The following is a 21,351-nucleotide window of genomic DNA, read 5'->3' on the forward strand; positions in this document are numbered from 1 at the left end:
TCCGCCTCGGTCTCGCGCCGGCGGTCGTTCGCGCCATTTACGCTGCCTTTCCGCGTATCCGCGCGAGTGGTGCCTCCATCGTCATCGTCGAGCAGGATATCGGTCAGGCGCTGAAGGTGGCCGACCGCGTCTACTGCATGATGGAGGGAAGGATCACGCTGTCCGGCCATGCGTCGGAGCTTGGCCATGATGAGATCCACAAGGCTTACTTCGGAGCGGAGCGCCATGAACTGGCTTGATACCATCCTTCAAGGCGTGTTGCTCGGCGGGCTCTACGCGCTTTTCGCTGCCGGATTAAGCCTGGTCTTCGGCATCATGCGGCTCGTGAACCTCGCTCATGGCGACCTGATCGTGCTCGCCGCCTTTGTCATCCTCGCGCTTGTCACCACGCTCGGCGTCAGTCCCTTCGTCGGCGCGCTCATGGCCGCCCCGCTGATGTTTGCCGCCGGTTGGGCGCTGCAATATTTTCTGCTCAACCGCACACTGGGCAAGGATATCCTGCCGCCCTTGCTCGTGACCTTCGGCCTGTCGATCGTGCTCCAGAACGGACTGCTGGAAGGATTTTCGGCTGATAGCCGCCGGGTCTCCGCAGGCAGCCTTGAATCGGCATCGATCGCGCTTGGTCCGGTCAACGCCGGCATCATGCCGCTGATGACCTTTCTTTCCGCCGTTGCCGTTATCGTCTGCCTCAACCAGCTTATCTATCGCACTGCCGTCGGCCGCGCCTTTCGCGCCACTTCGGACGATCCGGTGACAGCCGGTCTGATGGGCATCCGCCCGCAACGGATATTCGCGCTCGCAACCGGTCTGGCGATGGTGGTCGTGACGATCGCAGCACTTTATCTCGGCACCCGCGCCAATTTCGAACCGACATCGGGACCGGCGCGGCTGATCTACGCCTTCGAGGCGGTCATCATCGGCGGGCTCGGCTCGCTTTGGGGCACACTCGCCGGCGGCGTCATTCTTGGGGTCGCGCAGACCGTCGGTGCCGCGATCAACCCGGAATGGCAGATCCTCACCGGGCATCTCGCCTTTCTGCTGGTTCTTCTTTTTAAACCGCGCGGCCTTTTCCCGCGCGCAATGGATTGAGGTGCATTCATGTCGCTCGTCATTCCATCCTGGCAGGTCGAAACCCGAAAAAAGACGTCGGCACCGTTCGCTCTTTCCGCGGGCGCTACGTTGCTGCTCGCCTTTGCGGTACCGTTCCTCGTCTCGCGCGGCGTCGTCCAGGATCTGTTCTTCATCCTGACGATGCTTGTGCTCGCGCAGAACTGGAATTTGCTCGCCGGTTACGCGGGTCTGATCTCCGTAGGTCAGCAGGCATTTGTCGGCTTCGGCGCCTATGCGATGTTCGCCTGCGTCATCCTGCTCGGCGTCGACCCGCTCGCAGCCGTCTTGATTGCAGGTGTGCTTTCGATGCTGCTCGCGATCCCGACCGCTTTCTTCACCTTCCGGCTTCAGGGACCCTATTTCGCGATCGGCACCTGGGTCATCGCCGAGGTTGTCCGCCTGCTGCTGGCGCAATGGAAGGCGCTCGGCGGCGGCACCGGGACATCGCTGCCGCGTGAGGCCATCCGCGACATGGTCGGTGTCGGGTTGATGCGCGACGTCTTCGGGATGAAGGCGTCCGCGGCCGGAGATACGCTGACCTATTGGCTGGCGCTGGTCCTGATGGTGTCGACCATCGGATTCGTCTACGGGCTGCTGCGCAGTAAGCAGGGTCTCGGCCTGGCGGCGGTACGCGACAACGAGCAGGCAGCGCGCGCTGTCGGCGTGAATGCGAGACGGATGAAGGCTTTCGTCTATCTCGCCGCCTCGTTCATTACCGGTATCGCCGGGGCGCTGATCTACGTGCAGAAGGCACGCATCTCGCCCGACGCCGCCTTTTCGGTGATCGACTGGACGGCCTATGTGATCTTCATCGTCGTGATCGGCGGCATCGGCACGGTCGAGGGACCTATCATCGGCGTCATCCTATTCTTTTTCCTGCAGAATCTCCTTGCTGGCTACGGCTCCTGGTATCTCCTGATACTGGGCCTGATCGGCATCCTCGTCATGCTTTTCGCGCCGCGCGGTCTCTGGGGCCTCTTCTCGGACCGCACCGGCATCCAGCTTTTTCCGGTTCGCCGCCTTTTGAGGGGCGGATCACTCAATCGCACGCATAAGGGAGGGCCTCATGGCTGACATCACTACGGACGTACTCATCATCGGCACCGGGCCTGCGGGATCGGCGACGGCGGCGCTGCTTTCGACCTATGGTGTCGAAAACCTGGTGATCAACCGCTATCGCTGGCTCGCCAACACGCCACGCGCGCACATCACCAACCAGCGCACCATGGAGGTTCTGCGCGATCTCGGCCGGGACGTCGAGGACGAGGCCTACATGTTCGCCGCCGAGCAGGACCTGATGGGCGAGAACGTGTTCTGCACGTCGCTTGCCGGCGAAGAGATCGGTCGCATGAAGAGCTGGGGCAAACACCCGCTGAGCCGCGCCGAGCACCAACTGTCCTCGCCGAGCCACATGAACGACCTGCCGCAGACCTTCATGGAGCCGCTGTTGTTCAAGACCGCATGTTCCCGCGGCACTCAAGCGCGGATGTCGACGGAATACATAGGCCATGTGCAGGATGCCGACGGCGTCACGACCACGTGCGTCGACCGGCTGACCGGCAGGGAATTCACAATTCGCTCGAAGTATCTGATCGGCGCCGACGGTGGCAATTCGCGTGTCGCCGAGCACGCGGGTCTTGCCTTCGAGGGCAAGATGGGCGTCGCGGGCTCGATGAACATCCTGTTCGAGGCCGATCTCTCGCGTTATGTCGCGCATCGCCCGTCGGTGCTCTATTGGGTGCTGCAGCCGGGCGCCGACGTCGGCGGCATCGGCATGGGCCTCGTGCGGATGGTGCGGCCCTGGCACGAATGGCTGATCGTCTGGGGCTACGACATCAACCAGCCGGCGCCGGCGGTGGACGAGGCACATGCCAAGAAGGTGGTGCGCGATCTTATCGGCGTGCCGGATCTGGAGCCGCGGATCAAGCAGGTCTCCACCTGGACCGTCAACAACATGTATGCGACGACCATGTCCAACGGCCGCGTGTTCTGCATGGGCGATGCGGCGCACCGCCACCCGCCTTCGAATGGCCTCGGCTCGAACACGTCCATCCAGGACGCATTCAATCTCGCCTGGAAGCTTGCTTTTGTGCTCAAGGGCAAGGCCGGCTCGAAGCTGCTCGAAAGCTACGGGACCGAGCGCGCGCCGGTCGCCAAGCAGATCGTTACCCGGGCCAACAAGTCGATCGAAGAATTCGGGCCGATCTTCAAGGCGCTCGGCCTGCTCGACTCGATCGACCCGGTGAAGATGCAGCAGAACATGGATGCACGCTGCGACAACACGCCGGCCGCGGAGGAGCAGCGCGCAGCGATCCGCAAATCGATCGCCGACAAGGTCTATGAGTTCGACGCCCACGGCGTCGAGATGAACCAGCGTTATCGTTCCGATGCGATCGTGACCGATGGGCAGAGCGAGCCCGCCTTCACCAAGGATGCGGAACTGCATTATCACCCGACGACATGGCCGGGCGCCCGGTTGCCGCATGCATGGGTGTTCTCCGGCGACGGGACCAAGGCCTCGACCCTGGACCTGACCGGCCAAGGCAAATTCACAGTACTGACCGGCATCGGCGGGGAGGGCTGGGTCGAGGCCGCCCGCGCGGTCGGTCGCGAGCTCGGCATCGAGATCGCCGCCCACGTGATCGGACCGCGCCAGCATTGGCAGGATTTTTCCGGCGATTGGGCGAACGCGCGCGAGGTGCGCGACAGCGGCATCGTGCTCGTCCGCCCGGATCATCACGTCTGTTGGCGGAGCGACGTGATAGCTGCGGATCCGGCAGCGGAACTCTATCGCGTCATGACGACAATTCTCGACAAGTGAGGACACCATGGAAGCGCATGAAAGAGGCTTTTTCACCGAAGAGAACTCCGTCGAAGTCGTCACGGGCCGCAACAGGAATGCCAAGGATGCGCGGCTGAAGCAGGTGATGGAGGTCGTCATCCGCAAGCTGCACGAGGCCGTGAAGGAAATCGAGCCGACCCAGGAGGAGTGGCTGCAAGCGATCCTTTTCCTGACCAGGACGGGGCAGATGTGCAACGAGTGGCGGCAGGAGTTCATCCTGCTGTCCGACACGCTCGGTGTCTCGATGCTGGTGGACGCCATCAACAATCGCAAACCATCAGGCGCCTCCGAAAGCACCGTGCTCGGCCCCTTCCACGTCAAGGGAGCGCCAGAGCTGGAGATGGGCGCCAATATCTGCCTCGACCAGAAGGGCGAGGACCTGTTTATCCAGGGGCGGATTCTCGATACGAGCGGCAACCCGATCGCCGGCGCTGTGCTCGATGTCTGGCAGGCAAATGACGAGGGCTTTTACGACGTCCAGCAGCAGGGCATCCAGCCTGACTTTAATTTGCGCGGCGTCTTCCGGACCGGGCCCGACGGGCGCTATTGGTTTCGCGCGGTGAAGCCGAAATATTATCCGATCCCGAACGACGGTCCGGTGGGCCAGATGCTCGACCATCTCGGTCGACACCCCAACCGTCCGGCGCATCTCCACTACATTATCAAGGCCGACGGCTTTGAGACACTGATCACCCACATCTTCGATCCGGACGATCCCTACATCAATTCCGACGCGGTCTTCGGTGTGAAGGAAAGCCTGCTCGCTGAGTTCAAGCGGACGCACGACCCGGTGCGTGCGAAGGAATACAACTTCGAAGGCGACTTCTGGGAGGTGGAGCACGATTTCGTGCTGGCGCGCACCGGCGAAAGAGGACGATGAGGGTGGCGCGGCAAGCCGTGCGGAGCGGCTTGCCGCTGTCGATCAGGTCAGCCTTCGGCCGTCCGCCCCGAACAGCCGCCGCTGATTGTCGTTGACCGAAAGGGCAATCGTGCTGCCGGCATTGATTTCCGGTCCCGAGCGATATTCGGCAATGAGCGGCTGGCCATCGGCAAGCTGGCAATAGAGATACTGGGTGCCGCCGAGATATTCGGCAAAATCGACTTTTGCCGGTATGCATCCCGCTCCGCCGTCGGTGACGAAGAGATGTTCCGGTCTTGCCCCGAAGGAAACCTTTTCTCCAATCTGTAAACCCTCGCCGGTGACGGGTACCGACATCTCGCTTCCCGCAACGCGGACGCGTCCGTTGCCTAACCAGACAGCGTCGAGCAGGTTCATTCGTGGGGAGCCGATGAAGCCCGCGACGAAGATATTGGCGGGATTTTCGTAGACCTCGCGCGGCGTTCCTGCCTGCTCGATGCGGCCGTCGCGCAGTACGACGATCTTGTCGGCCAGCGTCATCGCCTCGGTCTGGTCGTGGGTCACGTAGATCATCGTATTGCCGAGCTCGCGATGGAGTCTGGCGATCTCGATGCGCATCGAGACGCGCAGCTCCGCATCGAGGTTGGAAAGCGGCTCGTCGAAAAGAAAGACATCGGGCTTGCGCACGATCGCCCGCCCAATCGCAACGCGCTGGCGCTGGCCGCCGGAAAGCTGACCCGGGCGACGGTCGAGCAGATGGTCGATCTTCAGGATCGCCGAGGCGGCTTTCACGCGCGCCTCGATCTCGGCCGTCTCGGTGCGGGCCATTTTGAGGCCGAAGGCGAGATTTTCGCGCACGCTCATATGCGGATAGAGGGCATAGGATTGAAAGACCATCGCGATGCCGCGATCTGACGGATCGAGATCGGTGACGTTGCGTCCCTTGATCTCGATCTCGCCGTCGGTGACCTCCTCGAGGCCCGCAATCATGCGCAGCAAGGTGGACTTTCCGCAGCCGGACGGCCCGACGAAGACGACGAACGAGCCTTCCGCAATCCTGAGGTCGATGCCATGGATGACCTCCAGGCTGCCGAAGCTCTTGCGAATGTCCGTCAACACAACTCCGGTTTCATGCATGCCGTCACCGCCCGACTTCACCGGCGCGAACCCAGACGAGCATCTCGCCGGGCGTGCGATTGTCCCACAGGTGATAGGGAACGAAGCGGGCCGTCGCCCGGTTCACCTTCGGCGGTGACGTGCGATAGAGTGTGGCGCCCCAATCATCCGCTTTATCGCGGGCGACGGAAATGTCGAGCGCGACTGCGCCTTGAAGTTCAGCGATTTCTGCAGTCTTCGCGTTCGAAACACCGCCGCCAAGCACGATTCCGTTCAAGCCCGCGCCGTTGTCGGTTGCCTCTGCGCAATAGACGAGCGGCCCGCGCATGAGCGCGACACGGCCGGTATCCTGCCGCACCTGGGGATTTGCCCAGAGCGCGCGCGGCGTCAGAGGAATATCGAGCTCGACCCGGTCGTCGCTTCGCCATTCACGCTCGATGCGCGCGTAGCCGTCGGTTGTTACGTCCGAAAGATCGACGGTCTCGCCGTTCAGTTTCAGCGCGGCGCCCTCTGCCCATTCGGGAATGCGCAACGACAGAGAGAACCGCACCGGGTCCTGCGTCGTGACGTCGAAGCGGATGGCGCCGTTCCAGGGATAGCGGGTCTTCTGCACAAGCTCGACCTTCTTGCCGCCGATCTCGAAGTGGCCCTTGCTCTCGCCGTAGAGATGGACGGCGATTTCGTCGTCAGCGACGGCGTACATATAGGAGCCGATGGAGGCGAGCAGGCGCGAGATGTTCGGCGGGCAGCAGGGGCAATGGTGCCAGACCCAGCGATGATGCTTGCCGGCGCTTTCCAGCGGGTTCTCGTAGAAGAATGTCTTTCCGTCGAGCGAAAGACCGGCCATGGCGCCATTGTAGAGCGCTTGCTCCATGATGTCCGCATAGCGCCGGTTCGGGCCGCGCCCGAGCATGCGGCTTGCCCAGAAGACGAGGCCGACAGAGGCGCAGGTCTCGGCATAGGCGCTCTCGTTCGGAAGATCGTAGTAGTCCGTAAAGCCTTCGTTCGACGCTGCCGGTCCGATACCGCCGGTGACATACATCTGCTTGGTCGTCAGGTCGTCCCAAAGGGTTTCGAGCGCCGAGGTGAGACTGTCGTCGTTGTACTCGGTCGCGATGTCCGCCATGCCGGAGTAGAGATACATGGCGCGAACGGCATGACCGACGACTTTCTTCTGCTCTCTGACGGGCAGATGCGCCTGATTGTATTCGTAGGTCTTCTGGATGAACTGCTTCGGATCGCGACCGTCGCGGATCGCTTCTTCGGTGAAGAAGTGGGGCTCTCTGCCGCGCTCGTCGATGAAGAACTTGGCGAGATCGAGATATTTCTTCTGGCCCGTGACGCGGGCAAGCTTTACCAGCGCGAGCTCGATTTCTTCATGGCCGCAGTAGCCCGGCAACTGCCCTTCGCCATGGCCGAACACTTCGATCATATAGTCGGCAAAGCGGCACATGACGTCGAGCAGTTTGCGCTTTCCCGTCGCCTGGTAATAGGCGACGGCGCCCTCGATCAGATGGCCGGCGCAATAGAGTTCGTGGTGATCGCGAAGATTGGTCCAGCGCCGGCCGGGTTGTACCCGCTGGAACCAGGCGTTCAGGTAGCCGTCCTTGTCCTGCAGCTTTTCATACATGTCGACGATGGCATCGACACGCGCTTCGAGCCTGGGGTTGGGCTTGCGGTAGAGCGAATAGGCGATGGTCTCGATCGATTTTCCGAGATCGCTGTCCCAGAACATCTGGGTCGAGCCCGACCAGGCCTGCAACGGGATGACGATGCCGGGGCTCGGCTGGTCGACGTCGATCGCCCTGAGCATGCCGGCCTCGACACAGCGGTCGAGCAGGACTTCGGCGGTGGATTCGCAGATTGCGTCCTGGCGGTCGCCGAAAAGGCCGTGCACTTCAACACTCGGAACGGGGAGGGGGCGGAACTGGCGATCGTGTCGGGGTTTGTTCATGGCTTCATCCGTTTCTTGGAGTTCATTTCACGGCGCCGGCCATCAGCCCGCGCATGTAGTAGCGTTGCAGAAGCAGGAAGACGACGAGGCAGGGCAGGGTCATGACGGCGACGCCGGCCTGAACCGCGCCCCAGTTGACGGCGCCGAGGCGACCGGCGCGCACAGCCATCATCAGCACCGGCAGCGTGTATTTCTCGTTGCTCGACAAGAGTACGAGTGCCGCCAGGAATTCGTTCCAGGCATTGAGGAAAGCGAAGATCGCGACCGTGGCGATGCCGGGCAGCACCAGCGGCATCAGCACCCGGAAGAGGAGTTTCAGGTCGCGGGCGCCGTCGATGCGTGCCGCCTCCTCGATCTCCTTCGGCACCGCATCGAAGGCATTGCGCATCATGAAGACCGAGAAGGGAAGCTGCAGCGTCACATAGACGAGCGTCAGTCCGAACAGCGAATTGTTCAGCCCGAGCCTGGCAAGAATGATGAAGAGCGGCGTGAGGATCGACTGGAACGGGATCATCAGCGTGGCGATGATCAGCACGAACAGCACGTTCTTCAACGGAAAGCGGTAGCGCGAGAAGCCGTAACCCGCGAGCACGCTGACGGCCACGGTCAGCGCGACGGTTGCGAGCGACACGAGCAACGAGTTGAACGTGTGCTGCCAGACGCCGGCGCCGAAGGTGTCGAGCGAGCGATAGGAATCAAGGCTGATGCCGTTCGCCGGCCATGGCGGCAGCGGTGGAAGGCGCGCTTCGGTGCCGTGTCGGAACGACGCGAGCAGGGTGATGGCGAAAGGCGCCAGGAAGAAGAGCGCGATTGCCACGCCTGTCGCGTGATAGGTCGATTCTGCCCGGAACGCTTTGCGTGCCCGGCGCCGGCTGGAGAGACTCATGTTGGAGCGGTTCATCTTGGAAAGGGTCATGGGCGATCCTCCCCGACGCGAAGCAGCCGCAGTTGCATGACGCTGATAATGACCAGGATGGCGAGGAGTGCGATCGAGAGAGCCGCACCGTAACCGAGATTGAAGGACACGAAGGACTGGTTGAAGATGTAGTAGACCACGGAGATCATGCGGTTCTGTGGGCCGCCGCTCGTCATGATGTAGAACTGGTCGAAGGCGAGGATCGAGCCGGTCACCGAAATGATCAGCGCCAGCGCGATCGTCCGGCGCATCAGTGGCAAGGTGAGATAGCGGAACCGCTGCCACCGGCCGGCGCCGTCGATGCGGGCCGCCTCGGTCAATTCGGATGGAATTGCCTGTAGCCCGGTGAGCAGGATGATCATCGTAAAGCCGGCGATCTTCCAGACGACCATGACGATGATGGTGAAAAAGGCGCTATCGAAAGTGGCGAGCAGATTGGGGCTCTTCTCGACGAGTCCGAGTGCCTTCAATGCGGGGCCGATGAAGCCGCTGTCGACGTTCGCGAGCCAGACCCAGAGCAACGACGCCGAGGCGAGCCCGACGACGACGGGCAGGAAGATGATGGTGCGGTAGGCGCCGACGAAGCGTCGGTGCCTCTCGACGAAGATCGCCAATGGGAAGGCGACAGCGAAGATCGCGATCGTCACGATCACCGTGTAGTAGGTGGTGAAGCGCAGGGCCGAGACGAAGCGCCCGTCGTTCGCCATGCGGAAATAGTTGTTGAAACCGATCCAGCGCGGCGAACCGAGCAGCGGCCAGTTGTGCAGGCTCATCCACCCGGTAAACAGCACCGGCATGACGAAGAAGACGATGACGAGGGCCATCGCCGGGGCGATGTAAAGAAGCCCGCGCCATTGCGAGTGGCGCCGCCGTCTCCTGCGCACGGGCAATGCTTTTCCTGGGCCAGAGCCGGCCATCGCAATTCTCCGCCTGTTGAAGAAAGAGGGGCCGGAGGATCGCCTTCGGCCCCGGTTCTAGCCTGCAATCACTGGCCGGTGTCGATGATCGACTGCATTTCCGACTGGGCGTTGGAGAATGCCCCGTCGACATCGTCGCCATAGATTGCCGCATTGGTGAAGGTCGCCCAGGGGCCGTTGGCGCTGTTGATCAGATCGTTGAACTGCAGCGTGTAGGGCGTCTTGGCGACCTCGATCGCCTTGATACCCACCTGCATGCGCGGGTCGAGGCCTTCAAGCACCTTGTCGGCGATATCGCCGCGGGTCGGCAAGCTGCCGTATTTCGCCATCACCTTCTGGCCGTCCATCGAATAGGTGTATTCGAGGAACTCCTTCACCGCGTCGATCTTCTTCGTGCCCTTGGTTATGACGAAATTATCGCCGCCAGCAAATGACGAGGTACCGCCGTTGACGCCGGGGATCAGCGTCACGCCGAAGTTGATGTCGGGGTTTTCGGTGACCAGCGTGCCGATGGCAAAGGCGCCGATGCTTTGCTGGCCGATCTTGCCATTCGTGAAGGTCAGGAAGTTTACGCCGTTGTCGCTGGCCGAACTCGCCGGCACGAGGTCCTTCTTGACCATCGAACGGTAGATATCGACCGCCTTACGCATTTCCGGCGTGTCGAGTGTCGCCTTCTTGCCGTCGCTGGAGAGAATGTCGGCGCCCGAACCCCAGACAAGCGGGGTGAAGGTGAAGATCATGCAGCCGCCGCAGCCGCCGCCGGAGAAGTAGAAGCCGTAGATATCGTCACCGAGGGCGCGGATCTTTTCGGCATTGGCTTCGATCTCCTCCCAAGTGGTCGGCGCCTTTTCCGGGTCGAGGCCGGCCTTCTTGTAGAGGTCCTTGTTCCAGGCAAAAATCGACGTCTCGACCGAAAGCGGCAGGCCGTAGATGCGATCCTGATAGGTTCCGAGCTTCACGTGGGATGGCGAGAGCGAATTGAAGTAGGGCAGTGCCTTCGCCCAATCGGTCAGGTCCTCGAGCTGGCCGGCGGCGGCAAAGGCCGGGGTGTAGATGAGGTCGAGCGAAAGCGCGTCCGGGGCCTGCCCGCCCGCAATCGCGGTCGCATATTTTTGCACCAGTTCGGAGAACGGCACTTCGGTCATGGCGACCTGGTTCTCGTGGCTGGCATTGTAGGCCTCGACGACCTTCTTGAAGGATTCGCCGATGCCGGAACGAACCCACATTTCGATTTTCTCGGCGGCCGACGCACCGGACGCCAGGCACAAGGTAATGATGCTCGTTGCTGCCAATAGACGCTTGATCATGGCACTCCTCCCGTTGTGGCGCCTCCTCGCGCCGTTTCGTTATTCCGTGGGGCTCATGCCCCCGCACGATTGCCGGACAACCAACCGGCACGGCAATTTCCTCACGCCCGGCTCGACGCGTCGCCCCTCTGCGAGCGCGAGCACAGTCAGGCCGGCCTCACGGCCAAGCTCTTTCAACCCCATGTCGATGGAGGTCAGCGGCGGCCGCGTTTGCGCCGCCAGGATCTCCCAGTTGTCGAAGCCGACGACCGACACGTCTTCAGGCACCCGAACGTCACGCTCTCGCAAGGCGTCGACCACGCCGCGGGCGATCTGGTCGTTGCCGCAGAAGATGGCATCGGGCTTTTCGCCGGGCCGATCCCAGATCGACCCGACGGCCTCATGACCCCAGCTCTCGGCCCAGACGCCGTAAAGGATCGGCTCGACATCGCCGGCGACCTCCCGGTAGGCGCTGGCGCGCTCGCGGACCGAGAAGAAATCCTCAGGCCCGGTGATATGTGCGATCCGGCGGCGTCCGAGCTTCGCCAGCCATTCGACCGCAAGACGCGCGCCCTGCGCATCATCGGAGCGCAGCGTGACACTCGTCTCGGTGCCTTCGGTAAAGGCGTAAACGACTGGTACTGGGAGGCTCGACAGATCGACCGGCAAGCGTCGGTCCAGGCGCTTTCCGGAGGCGATGATGCCGTCGACCTGCTTGTCGAGCATGGCATCGACATGGATCTGCCCCAGCGCCGGGTCGTCTTCGATTGCGCACAGGAAGACCGAGACACCGTGATCGACCAGCGCTTCCGAAATTCCCGCCATAACCGGCAAGGTAAAACGTCCATAGGTGTCGTTCGTCAGAAGGCCGATGGTAAAGCTGCGCTTGCTGAGCAGTCCGCGCGCAAGCGCGTTCGGCCTGAAGCCGATTTCGCCCGCGATGCGCTTCACCCTCTCGCGCGTCTCGGCTCCCATGCGGCCAGTATTGTTCAACGCCTTCGAGGCCGTTGAAATACTGACGCCGGCTGCCGCAGCCACGTCATGAATGGTCACGCGTCTGTTGGTCGGATTGTCCAGCGCACCCTCCCGTGTTCAAGGAGAGAAAACCTTTTCTCATGTCATCTGTCAACAGAAAAAAGGTTTTCTCATCGTCGGTCGCTGAGAGGTTCAGGGCCGGGTAGGCGTCAGCAGCAAGATCGCGACAAAGACGATCGAGGCAAGCGGGACGATTGCACCGCGATCCTCCATCGCCAGCAGAGTCAGGCTACTGAACGCGCACCACAGGAGCGGGATCGGCAGAAGCAGCAAGGGGCGTCTTCCTCTGATCGCCAGCACCGTGCCGAGCGTCGTGATCGCGGTTGGATCCGGCATCATGCCGAAGGTTTCTGCGGCGGCCAGCGAACGCGTCGAAAGCAAGTCGAGAAGCGGGTGAACCAGGAGCCCGAATAGGACAAGAACAGTCCCACCGTAGCGGCGCCATCGGCTCACGGCGATGCGGTGGTCCGTATCAAAGCTGAGAATCGCCAGAAGCCCGGCCTGAAGAAAGAAGGCCATCGCGGCATAGGTCGCGCCCCAGTTTATGGTTGCATAGCGAAGCCAGAGGAACTGCCATGCGCAAAAGGCCCAGGCCACGGCAAATGCCGGCAGAAGCGCAATCTTCGCCAACCGCACATGCATGACCGCGAAAACGATGACCGCCAACATGCCGATCACGAAGACGAGCTGAAGCGGCCAGAAATCCAGATTGTAGCGCTCGATGAGGCGAACGTAGACGCGCGGCGAGAACATCAGGAAATCGCCAGGCGTATAGGTCCACCACTCCGACATTCGCCGACCTCACAGCTCGCGCGTTAGGCAGATCGGGCAAGGCGGGCGGTCACAACGCCTCCACGTAGTCGGCCATACGCCGCCGCGTCGCCTCGTCAGGCAGGACGCCGCCGCCGGCTTCGAGATTCTCGCGCACATGGTCGATGCGGGTCGTCGCGGGTATGGCGCAGGTGACCGCCGGATGTGAGACGATGAACTTGAGCAGGAACTGCGCCCAGTTGCGCGCGCCCGTCTCGGCGACCCATTCGGGCAGAGGTTCGTCATCGAGCTGCCGGATCAGGCTGCCCTGGCGGAACGGGCGGTTGACAATGACCGCGATGCCCTTCTCCTGCGCCAGGGGCAGGATGCGCTCCTCCGCCTCACGGTCGAGGATGTTGTAGGTAAGCTGAACGAAATCAATCGGCTGGCTCGCCATGATGCTCTCGATTTCCCGATGCCGCCGCCCTTCCGACGTAGTGATGCCGACGTAACGCAATTGCGCCTTTGCCTTCATCTCGAACAGCATTGGCAGATGGTCTTGCCAGGAAACGAGATTGTGGACCTGCATGAGATCGAACTTCTCAACGCCCCAGTAGGCGCGGGAGGCCTCGATCTGCTCCGCCCCGCTTGCCGGATCGGAAATCCAGACCTTCTCGGCTGAAAACAGGCGATCGGGGTATTTCAGCTTCTGAAGGCCATAGCCGATGGTCGGCTGCGAGGAGCCGTACATGGGAGAGGAATCGACCATGCGCCCGCCGCCTTCGAAGAAGGCCGCCATCACGGCGGCGCACTCGTCCTTAAGCACCGGATCGTCGCCGACGTTGAAGGTGATCCAGGTGCCGAGGCCAATCGCCGGTATTTCCTCGCCGCTTGACGGGATTGCTCTCCGGGTGACGCCGGCGACTTGGGCATGCGCGGAGTGCCGCACCACCGGCAAGGTCGCAGCCAATGCAAATCCCTGAAGGACGCTTCGCCGTGTGAACCTCATCGGGGGCACCTCCTTTCCGCGCATGGCAAGAGGACAAAGGAAATTATACCCGTTAGATCCGGCGAGATCATGAAGTGCTATGGCACCGGCATGAAACTGCGAAGTCGTGATGCGAGAGACGGTGGCCGCGTCGGGACTTTCCGCTTGTTCAGAGCCGTTCAAGCCCTTATTTGACGTTGACCGTCACAGGCTGGAGCGGGGTGGGGCAAAACTGCTTCGTCTTGCGGTACGGCCTTTGCCCGCGCAGCCCGCTGTCTTTTGAGCAATGCAACAGTTCGCCAAGGAGCCGAAGAGAGAGATCGCATGGGGCATGCCGACGTCGGTTGCCCTGCATCTGGCCGTGGCGTTCCTGTTGCTCTTTCGGCTGCCCGAAGCACCGCCGGAACCGGCGAAGGAGCAGAGCGTCAACGTCGAACTGGTTCCGCCACCGCGCCCGAAGGCACAAAAGCCGCCGGCAGAACCGGCGAAATCCGGCGCCAAACCATCAGCCGCGCAGCCGCAGGCCTTCGAATCCGCTTCAGCACGCGCGGATGTAAACGAAGAGCAGCAGCCTCCGCCGAAGCAGGGCGAGGCGCAACAAGCTCCGAAAGCCGTCGAACAGCCGGAACCGACGCCATCCAAGACAGAGACCGCTGCGCGCGAAACGCCGGAACCCAAACCGGCGCCGCCGGTGCTGGCAATGCCGCAACCGGACGCGGCGATCCAGCAGGGCGAGGCGGAAGCGGCCTCCCCTGAAGGCGTGCCGGTTCCCGCGCAAAGGCCGCCGCCGGAAACAGCGGAGAAACAGCAGCCCTCGGAGCCGGCAGGCGCCAAAGTCGAACAGAAATCCGACGCGCTCGTTCCGGCAAAAGAACTCTTTTCGCCAAATGCGCTGTCGAACCCGCGCATCAAGCAGGCGCTCGGGAAGCTCCCCGTCAAGAAGCGCATCGCGCAGATCTGCAGCATCGAGGCGCTGGAGCAGATCCGTAACCAGAGGCCGGACGCTTTCCCGGATATGCTAGCCCGCGCCGGTACCATTTCGACTTCGGCGGTCACCGCCATCGGCAGCGCCTACCGAAGCAAGGCGAAGTGGTACAATGTCGACTTCAAGTGCGAGGTCGATGCTGATGCGACGGCCGTGACTTCTTTCAGCTTCGCGATCGGTGGCGCAGTTCCGAAAAGCGAATGGAATGCGCGCGAGCTGCCGCTGAACTGAGCACGCGGGCATCTCAGGCTCGATCTTCCTCGCCGCCCGACCGATCCCACAGCCACGAAATTCCCCAGATAATTGGCGCCGCTAGGCGTCGGGGGCGGGGCGCTTTCGCCGTTTGCCGAACTGCTGATCGGGATGCCCAGGGTAGAAGGGCAGTAAACCCAAAGATTGGCTCCCGCGACCTCCTGATTGTGTAAGACGTCATCTAAGTTGTCGCTAATGTTGCGCTTATGAGGAATGCGCGCAGTGTGATAAAATCGCGGCTCTGGGAGCAATTCCGGCCTAGGGAGGCGCCGGAAAATTTCAGTTTCTCGTTACGCGCTGCGAAGCAGCGTCTCCGCCATGCCGGATAGGGTGAGGTCCTCCTTTCGAAAAAGCGGCCTCTGAATAACAACTCGGAATGGGAGGTGTATGATGGTTCGTAAACTGTTTCTCACCTTGGCTGCCGCAGCGTCCGCGCTCGCGATCAGCGGAGCCGCATGGGCCGATATCACGGTCCTCGTGCCATCCGGCAGCGAAGGCGACGGCCTCAGAGCCGCGGCCGCAGACTACGCAAAGCTGAAGGGCACCAAGGTAGAGACCGTCCAGGCGCCCTATGCCAACGTCTTCGAACAAGGCGCCAATGCCGGCGCCACCAAGTCAGGCGTCTTCGATATCGTCCTGATGGATGATCCGTGGATTCCGTTCTTTGCCGAAAACGGGCACCTGGAGGACCTGACGCCCTACTTCAAGAAGGCCGGGTTGGAAGGACCCGACAACGATTTCCTGTCGAAGTCGCTGGCGATCTGCCGCAATCCCTATAACTCCGGGCCTTACGTCTGCCTGCCCTATGTGGGAAATGCGCAGATGTTCTTCTATGACGCTGCCAAGTACAAGGAAGCGGGCGTCGAGGCTCCGAAAACCTGGGATGACGTGCTGAAGGCGAGCAAGGCGCTGACCGAAGGAGGCGGCGGCCGCTATTTCGGCTATGTCTTCCGCGGCGGCCAGGGCAACCCGGTCGTTGCCGATTTCATGCCGATCTTCTGGTCTTATGGCGCCGATCTCTTCAATGCCGACCGGAGCAAGGTCACGATCGACACGCCGGAAGGTGCTGCCGCCATGAAGACGTTCATGGCACTGCGCGACGTCTCGCCGAAAGGAGTCGAGAGCTACAACGCCAACGAGGTCGGCACGGCGCTCGCTGCGGGCACCTCGGCTTCGTCGATCAACTGGCCGAACTGGGTCGCGACCTTTGAGGACCCGAGCCAGTCGAAGATGGTCGGCAAGATCTCCTACACCGCCATTCCAGCCGGAACGAAGCCGGGCAGTTCGGAAATCGGCCACTGGACCATGGGCATCATGTCGGCGTCGAAGAACAAGCAGGAAGCCTTCGACTTCATGCTCTGGGCAACCTCGCCCGAGCAGATCAAGATTTCCGCCGAGCGCGGCAACCCGCCCGTCCGGGCCTCGGTCTTCACCGATCCGGAACTGACCAAGCAGGAGAAGTTCCGGCACTATCCCGTGCTGATGGAGGCGATCCAGGCTTCGACCCCGCGTCCGCGCCATCCGAAATGGCCGGAGATCGAAAATGCCTTTGGCATCGAACTCTCCAAGGCCGTTGCGGGCACGATCACGCCGGAGGAGGCGCTGAAGAACGCGCAGGCGGCGGTCGAGCAGATCACCGGCCTTAAATAGCGGGAAATTCTGCACGAACGGGGCCTTCGGCCCCGTTCGCGACAGGAACCGAGATCGACAGAAGGTCTGCAGGGAGAGACGGATGTTGAAGTCCGCGAGCGACGGCACATCGACCGCGCAGTCTCGGCCAGGTGGCTGGCTGGAGCGGTGGGCGGAGCGTCACCTGCGCTACCTGATGCTTGCGCCGACGGTCCTGATATTGCTGGCGCTGACGATCTTCCCGAGCCTCTACATGTTTTACGCGGCGGTTCACAGGATCAGCCCGAACCCCGACCTGCCGTGGGAGTTCGTCGGTGCCGGCAATTTTGCGCGGCTCCTGTCGGATGCGCAGTTTCATGTCGCGCTCCGCAACACCATCGTCTTCACCGTGGTGGCAGTCACGGTCGAATTTCTTCTCGGTCTCGGCCTGGCCCTGCTTCTTGATAAATTCATCCGCCGGCTGACATTTCTGAAGACCGTGCTGATGATCCCGATGATGCTGCCGCCGATTGCCGTCGCCATCACCTGGAAGCTGATCTACGAGCCTCAATTCGGCGTGCTCAACGAAATCATGTACCGCCTCGGTCTTCCCCTGCAGGCATGGGCAGGCGACGTGAACCTCGCGATGTTCTCGATCATCGTTGCCGATGTCTGGCAGTGGACACCCTTCATATTCCTGCTGATGCTGGCGGGGCTCGCGAGCCTGCCGGTGGAACCTTATGAGGCGGCCGCGCTCGATGGCGCCTCGTCCTGGCGACAATTCTGGGACCTGACGATCCCCTTCCTGAAGCCGGTCATCGCAATCGCGCTGCTGCTGCGGGTGATGGACGCCCTGCGCCTTTTCGACCTGGTATTCATCCTCACCGGCGGCGGCCCCGCCGATCGCACCAAGGTGTTGAGTCTCTACATCTACCAGGTCGCTTACCGTTTCGCCGATCCCGGCTACGCGGCGGCGATATCGCTGTTCGTGCTGTTCGTGACGATCGTTCTCAGCACCTGGTTCATGAAGCGCATGCGGCTGGCGGATTGAAGACGATGGCGACAAGGACCCTCCACAGACGCAGCCGCACCAAAGAGGTGCTCACACGCCTTTTGGCCTACCTGGCGATCCTCGTCGCGTTGATCCTGACGCTTTTCCCGATCTATTGGATTGCTGCCAATTCGTTCAAGTTCGATATCGACATCTTCGCCGTGCCGCCGGAATGGCTGCCCAGAAACCCGACATTGAAGCATTACCAGGAAGCCTTCATCCAGCGTCCTTTCCTGCGCTACGCGCTGAACAGTTTCCTCGTCGCGGTCGGGACGACGATCGTCTCCGTGGTTTTCGGCACGATGGCGGGTTATGCCCTGGCACGGTTCCACTACCCGTGGCAGTGGCGCAAGCAGGTTTCGTTCTGGATTCTTTCGACACGCATGATGCCGCCGATCGTCAGCATCATTCCGCTCTACCTGTTCTTCAACTACTTCCAAATGCTGAACACGAAGTCGGCGCTCGTGATCGCCTACACCGCCTTCAACCTGCCTTTCGCGACCTGGATGATGAAAAGCTATTTCCAGGACCTGCCGGTCGAACTGGAGGAGGCTGCGGTCGTCGACGGCGATACCCGTTGGGGCGCCTTCCTGCATGTGGCCTTGCCGCTTGCCCGGCCGGGGCTTGCGGCAACGGCGATCTTCTGCCTGATCATTTCGTGGAACGAGTTCCTGTTGTCACTCATCATCACACTGACCGAGCAGTCGCAGACGCTGCCGATCGGCATTGCCGGGCGGGTGACGCAGTACAACACCTATTGGGGCGAGATCAGCGCCGCCGGGTTCATGGCCTGCGTTCCGATCGTCATCTTCGCTTTCATCGTTCAAAAGCATCTTGTCCGGGGGCTCTCCCTTGGGGCTGTCAAGGGTTGAGCCATGGCGTCGGTCAGTTTCAAGAACGTCTCGAAGAAGTTCGGCGAATTCGTCGCGATCACGGATTTCAACCTTGAGATCAGGGACAAGGAATTCCTCGTCCTCCTCGGCCCTTCCGGCTGCGGCAAGACGACGACCATGCGCATGGTTGCGGGGCTCGAGGAGGCGACGTCCGGCGATATCTACATCGACGCGGACCGCATTAATGGCGTGCTGCCCAAATATCGTGACGTGGCGATGGTCTTTCAGTCCTATGCGCTCTATCCGCATCTGACTGTCGAGCAGAATATCGGCTATCCCCTGAAAATCCGCAAAGTGCCGCCGGCCGAAAGCAAGCAGCGGATTGTCGACGTGGCGCGGCGCGTGGAGCTCGACAGCCTGTTGTCCCGTCTTCCGAGGGAGCTCTCGGGCGGCCAGCGACAGCGCGTGGCGCTCGCCCGCGCCATCGTGCGCACGCCGCGTGTCTTCCTGATGGACGAGCCGCTCTCCAATCTCGACGCCAAGCTGCGCACCCAGATGCGCTCGGAGCTGAAGCACCTGCAGCATGAACTCAAGGTCACGACGATCTATGTCACCCATGACCAGATAGAGGCGATGACGCTTGCCGATCGCGTCGCGGTGATGAACAAGGGTGTGATCGAGCAGCTCGGCACGCCGAGGGAAATCTACAACGATCCGCGCACGCTTTTCGTGGCCGGTTTCATCGGTTCGCCTTCGATGAACCTCATTCCGGGGGAAGTGCGGGATGGCGTGTTCGCGAGTGCTGGTCTCAGGGTCGGTGGGCTCGGCCGGGTCAGCATTTCCCGCGCCGTTCTCGGCATCCGTCCGGAGGACGTCCACGCCGCCCGCGTAGACGACCCCGACGTCAATTTGGTCGCGCCGATCTATTCGGTCGAACTCACCGGCGACAGTACGCTCGTCAGCCTGCGGCTCGGCGCACAACTGATGACCTTGCGGGCCGACAAGAATTTCGCCGGCCAGATCGACCAGCGGATCGGCGTCAAGGTTGCGGTGGATCGCGTGTTCCTGTTCGACGGGGAGACACAAGCCCGTGTCGATGTCTGACCTTTGCGCAGCGGCGATCCTCATTGCTCTCACATCTCACGCGGCTGCCGGCGATACCGGACCGATCGCCGACAATCCGCTGATCGACATCCCCGCCGGTCCGTTTGTCTTCGGCCGCGATGATGGTCCCGAAAACGAGCGCCCGCGCCGCGTGCTCGACGGACAATCCTTCGCCATCAACCGCACCGAGATCACGAACCACCAATATCGCCGTTTCGTCGAGGCAACCGGTCATCGCGCGGCGTTCTATGCAAATCACCCTGCGCTCGGCCTGGATGATCGGCCGGTGGTCGGCGTCAGCTGGGGAGATGCGGTGGCCTTTTGCCGTCACTACGGCCTGTCGCTGCCGTCGGAGCAGCAATATGAGAGGGCCGCGCGAGGCTCGAATGGGGCCGCGTTTCCTTGGGGCGAGCACGGCGGCAAGATCGTGCCGGCGAATTTTGGCACGGACAGCTGCTGTTCCGGCGACGCGCGTGACGGCTACCCGATGACTGCGCCGGCCGACGCCTTTGCCGAGGGCGCGAGCGGGGAAGGCGTCCTCAATCTCGTTGGCAACGTCTGGGAATGGACGAGCGACCTCTACGCGCCTTACGAGGGCCAGGCTGCGGCGGAGAGCGCCGGGCGATACCGCGTGCTTCGCGGCGGCTCCTGGAACAGCGATCCGAGCCACCTTACCACGACCTATCGTCTCGCATATGATCCGGAATTCCGTTTTGCAGCCAATGGCGGCTTCCGATGCGTTCGCTCCGAACCTTGATCATCGCCACCGGTCTTCTGTTCCTCGCAGATGGCGCTGCCGCCGACCCGGTGGCCGCTCCCGGCTACCGGCTGGAAACCGTCAGCAAACCGGGTGCGGCCTTCTCCGGCCTTTCGCGTGACGGGGAGGCGCTGCTCATCACCGATCTTGCCAGCGGCCGGCTCTTCCGGCGCGAGGCAGACGGTGAGCTTGTCGCCTTCGGCCCGGTGTTTCCTCACGGCCTCGACGTCATTGGCGACCCGACCGGGCCCTATCGCGTCGTGCGCGTTGGCGATGCTTCTGTCGCGGCTCAAGGGTGGACGCCGGTCGATGCCGGCGAAGGCCCGCTTGACCATGCCCTCGTGGCGGTCGGCGACGACGGCAACACCCGTGTGATCAGCAGCGATTTCTGGAATCCGTTCGACTTCGCCGTCGCCAATGGAACCTATTACGTGATCGACTCCGCACGAAACAGTGTCGAGCGCATTGAGGCGGACGGTCGCAAGCAAACGATCATGACCTTTCGCCGCATGAAGCAGGAAACGACGGCGCTGCGACAACTTTCGCCGACGGAGTTCACCGAAGAGGGCGGTTACGAAGTCGACGCGGTCCCGACTGGCATCGCCCTTCGCGACGGGCGCATCCATGTCGCGTTGTTCGGCGGATTTCCTTTCCTCGACGGTGCTGGAAAGATCGTTTCAGCTCCAGAGACGGGCGGAACTGCGCCGCCGCGGGCCGATGTCGATGGTCTGAACGCGCCGGTCGCGATCGCCTTCGACGCGGACGGCGGGATGCTCGTACTCGAGCATGGTCGCTACGACCAGAAGGAAGGTTTTCTGAAGGGCAGCGGCCGATTGCTCAAAATCGATAAGACGACGGGTGCCCGGCAGGTGGTTCTCGATCGGCTGACACGGCCGGTCGCCGTCCTCGTATGGGACGAACGGCGGCTCGTCGTTTCCGAACTCGCCGGCAATCTCCATTTCCTGACACGGGAACCGACACCGTGACG

At 62.2% G+C, this 21,351-nt stretch carries 19 protein-coding genes and 1 pseudogene; 12 read left to right on the top strand and 8 right to left on the bottom strand.

Annotation, left to right across the window (positions count from 1 at the left end; all coding sequences use genetic code 11):
* The 5 genes and pseudogenes from QN222_RS08805 to QN222_RS08825 all read left to right on the top strand — a co-directional run.
* Window positions 1-239, top strand: a pseudogene (locus QN222_RS08805) (ABC transporter ATP-binding protein); the annotation flags it as partial.
* Window positions 226-1,089 carry a branched-chain amino acid ABC transporter permease gene (locus QN222_RS08810; protein ID WP_284005369.1) on the top strand — a complete coding sequence of 288 codons (864 nt, stop codon included), beginning with the start codon at window positions 226-228 and terminating at the stop codon, window positions 1,087-1,089. The pseudogene QN222_RS08805 and the gene QN222_RS08810, both read left to right, overlap by 14 nt.
* A 9-nt stretch (window positions 1,090-1,098) precedes the next feature.
* Entirely contained in the window at window positions 1,099-2,184 is a 1,086-nt protein-coding gene (locus tag QN222_RS08815) for a branched-chain amino acid ABC transporter permease (protein WP_283961484.1), read from the top strand.
* Complete coding sequence (locus QN222_RS08820; RefSeq protein WP_283961483.1) at window positions 2,177-3,931, top strand: FAD-dependent monooxygenase; 1,755 nt, start codon at window positions 2,177-2,179, stop codon at window positions 3,929-3,931. Before QN222_RS08815 ends, QN222_RS08820 begins: the two co-directional genes overlap by 8 nt.
* Before the next feature lie 7 nt (window positions 3,932-3,938).
* Window positions 3,939-4,832 (top strand): intradiol ring-cleavage dioxygenase, encoded by an 894-nt coding sequence (locus QN222_RS08825; protein ID WP_283961482.1) that lies wholly within the window; start codon window positions 3,939-3,941, stop codon window positions 4,830-4,832.
* 42 nt (window positions 4,833-4,874) lie between these two features.
* Here QN222_RS08825 and QN222_RS08830 read toward each other — a convergent pair whose 3' ends face one another.
* From QN222_RS08830 to QN222_RS08865, 8 genes are all read right to left on the bottom strand, one after another.
* The gene (locus tag QN222_RS08830; protein ID WP_283961481.1) at window positions 4,875-5,948 is read right to left on the bottom strand and encodes a sn-glycerol-3-phosphate ABC transporter ATP-binding protein UgpC; all 1,074 of its coding nucleotides are present in this window, start codon (window positions 5,946-5,948) and stop codon (window positions 4,875-4,877) included.
* A gap of 4 nt (window positions 5,949-5,952) precedes the next feature.
* The gene (locus QN222_RS08835; protein WP_283961480.1) at window positions 5,953-7,881 is read right to left on the bottom strand and encodes a glycoside hydrolase family 127 protein; all 1,929 of its coding nucleotides are present in this window, start codon (window positions 7,879-7,881) and stop codon (window positions 5,953-5,955) included.
* Window positions 7,882-7,903: 22 nt separating this feature from the next.
* Window positions 7,904-8,767, bottom strand: coding sequence for a carbohydrate ABC transporter permease (locus QN222_RS08840; RefSeq protein ID WP_283961529.1), 864 nt, complete (start codon window positions 8,765-8,767; stop codon window positions 7,904-7,906).
* Between the two features lie 26 nt (window positions 8,768-8,793).
* Complete coding sequence (locus QN222_RS08845) at window positions 8,794-9,714, bottom strand: sugar ABC transporter permease (RefSeq protein WP_283961479.1); 921 nt, start codon at window positions 9,712-9,714, stop codon at window positions 8,794-8,796.
* A gap of 68 nt (window positions 9,715-9,782) precedes the next feature.
* Complete coding sequence (locus QN222_RS08850; RefSeq protein WP_283961478.1) at window positions 9,783-11,021, bottom strand: sugar ABC transporter substrate-binding protein; 1,239 nt, start codon at window positions 11,019-11,021, stop codon at window positions 9,783-9,785.
* A 39-nt stretch (window positions 11,022-11,060) separates the two neighbouring features.
* Complete coding sequence (locus QN222_RS08855) at window positions 11,061-12,053, bottom strand: LacI family DNA-binding transcriptional regulator (RefSeq protein ID WP_283961477.1); 993 nt, start codon at window positions 12,051-12,053, stop codon at window positions 11,061-11,063.
* 114 nt (window positions 12,054-12,167) lie between these two features.
* Complete coding sequence (locus QN222_RS08860) at window positions 12,168-12,827, bottom strand: DUF6064 family protein (RefSeq protein WP_283961476.1); 660 nt, start codon at window positions 12,825-12,827, stop codon at window positions 12,168-12,170.
* 49 nt (window positions 12,828-12,876) lie between these two features.
* Window positions 12,877-13,794 carry an aldo/keto reductase gene (locus tag QN222_RS08865; RefSeq protein ID WP_283961475.1) on the bottom strand — a complete coding sequence of 306 codons (918 nt, stop codon included), beginning with the start codon at window positions 13,792-13,794 and terminating at the stop codon, window positions 12,877-12,879.
* Window positions 13,795-14,059: 265 nt separating this feature from the next.
* Between QN222_RS08865 and QN222_RS08870 the strand changes: the two genes are divergently transcribed.
* From QN222_RS08870 to QN222_RS08900, 7 genes are all read left to right on the top strand, one after another.
* Window positions 14,060-14,989: a DUF930 domain-containing protein gene (locus QN222_RS08870; protein WP_283961474.1), complete on the top strand. Its 930-nt coding sequence runs from the start codon at window positions 14,060-14,062 to the stop codon at window positions 14,987-14,989.
* Between the two features lie 411 nt (window positions 14,990-15,400).
* The gene (locus QN222_RS08875; RefSeq protein WP_284005370.1) at window positions 15,401-16,660 is read left to right on the top strand and encodes an ABC transporter substrate-binding protein; all 1,260 of its coding nucleotides are present in this window, start codon (window positions 15,401-15,403) and stop codon (window positions 16,658-16,660) included.
* An 82-nt stretch (window positions 16,661-16,742) separates the two neighbouring features.
* Window positions 16,743-17,669 (top strand): sugar ABC transporter permease, encoded by a 927-nt coding sequence (locus QN222_RS08880; protein WP_283961472.1) that lies wholly within the window; start codon window positions 16,743-16,745, stop codon window positions 17,667-17,669.
* A gap of 5 nt (window positions 17,670-17,674) precedes the next feature.
* Window positions 17,675-18,541 (top strand): carbohydrate ABC transporter permease, encoded by an 867-nt coding sequence (locus QN222_RS08885; RefSeq protein WP_180942490.1) that lies wholly within the window; start codon window positions 17,675-17,677, stop codon window positions 18,539-18,541.
* A 3-nt stretch (window positions 18,542-18,544) separates the two neighbouring features.
* Window positions 18,545-19,606: a sn-glycerol-3-phosphate ABC transporter ATP-binding protein UgpC gene (locus tag QN222_RS08890; protein WP_283961471.1), complete on the top strand. Its 1,062-nt coding sequence runs from the start codon at window positions 18,545-18,547 to the stop codon at window positions 19,604-19,606.
* Window positions 19,599-20,363 carry an SUMF1/EgtB/PvdO family nonheme iron enzyme gene (locus tag QN222_RS08895; protein WP_283961528.1) on the top strand — a complete coding sequence of 255 codons (765 nt, stop codon included), beginning with the start codon at window positions 19,599-19,601 and terminating at the stop codon, window positions 20,361-20,363. Before QN222_RS08890 ends, QN222_RS08895 begins: the two co-directional genes overlap by 8 nt.
* Complete coding sequence (locus QN222_RS08900) at window positions 20,342-21,349, top strand: ScyD/ScyE family protein (RefSeq protein WP_283961470.1); 1,008 nt, start codon at window positions 20,342-20,344, stop codon at window positions 21,347-21,349. Before QN222_RS08895 ends, QN222_RS08900 begins: the two co-directional genes overlap by 22 nt.
* The last annotated feature ends 2 nt before the right edge of the window (window positions 21,350-21,351 follow it).

Origin of the sequence: Sinorhizobium sp. 6-70 (assembly GCF_030124375.1) — a bacterium.
Lineage (GTDB): Bacteria > Pseudomonadota > Alphaproteobacteria > Rhizobiales > Rhizobiaceae > Sinorhizobium.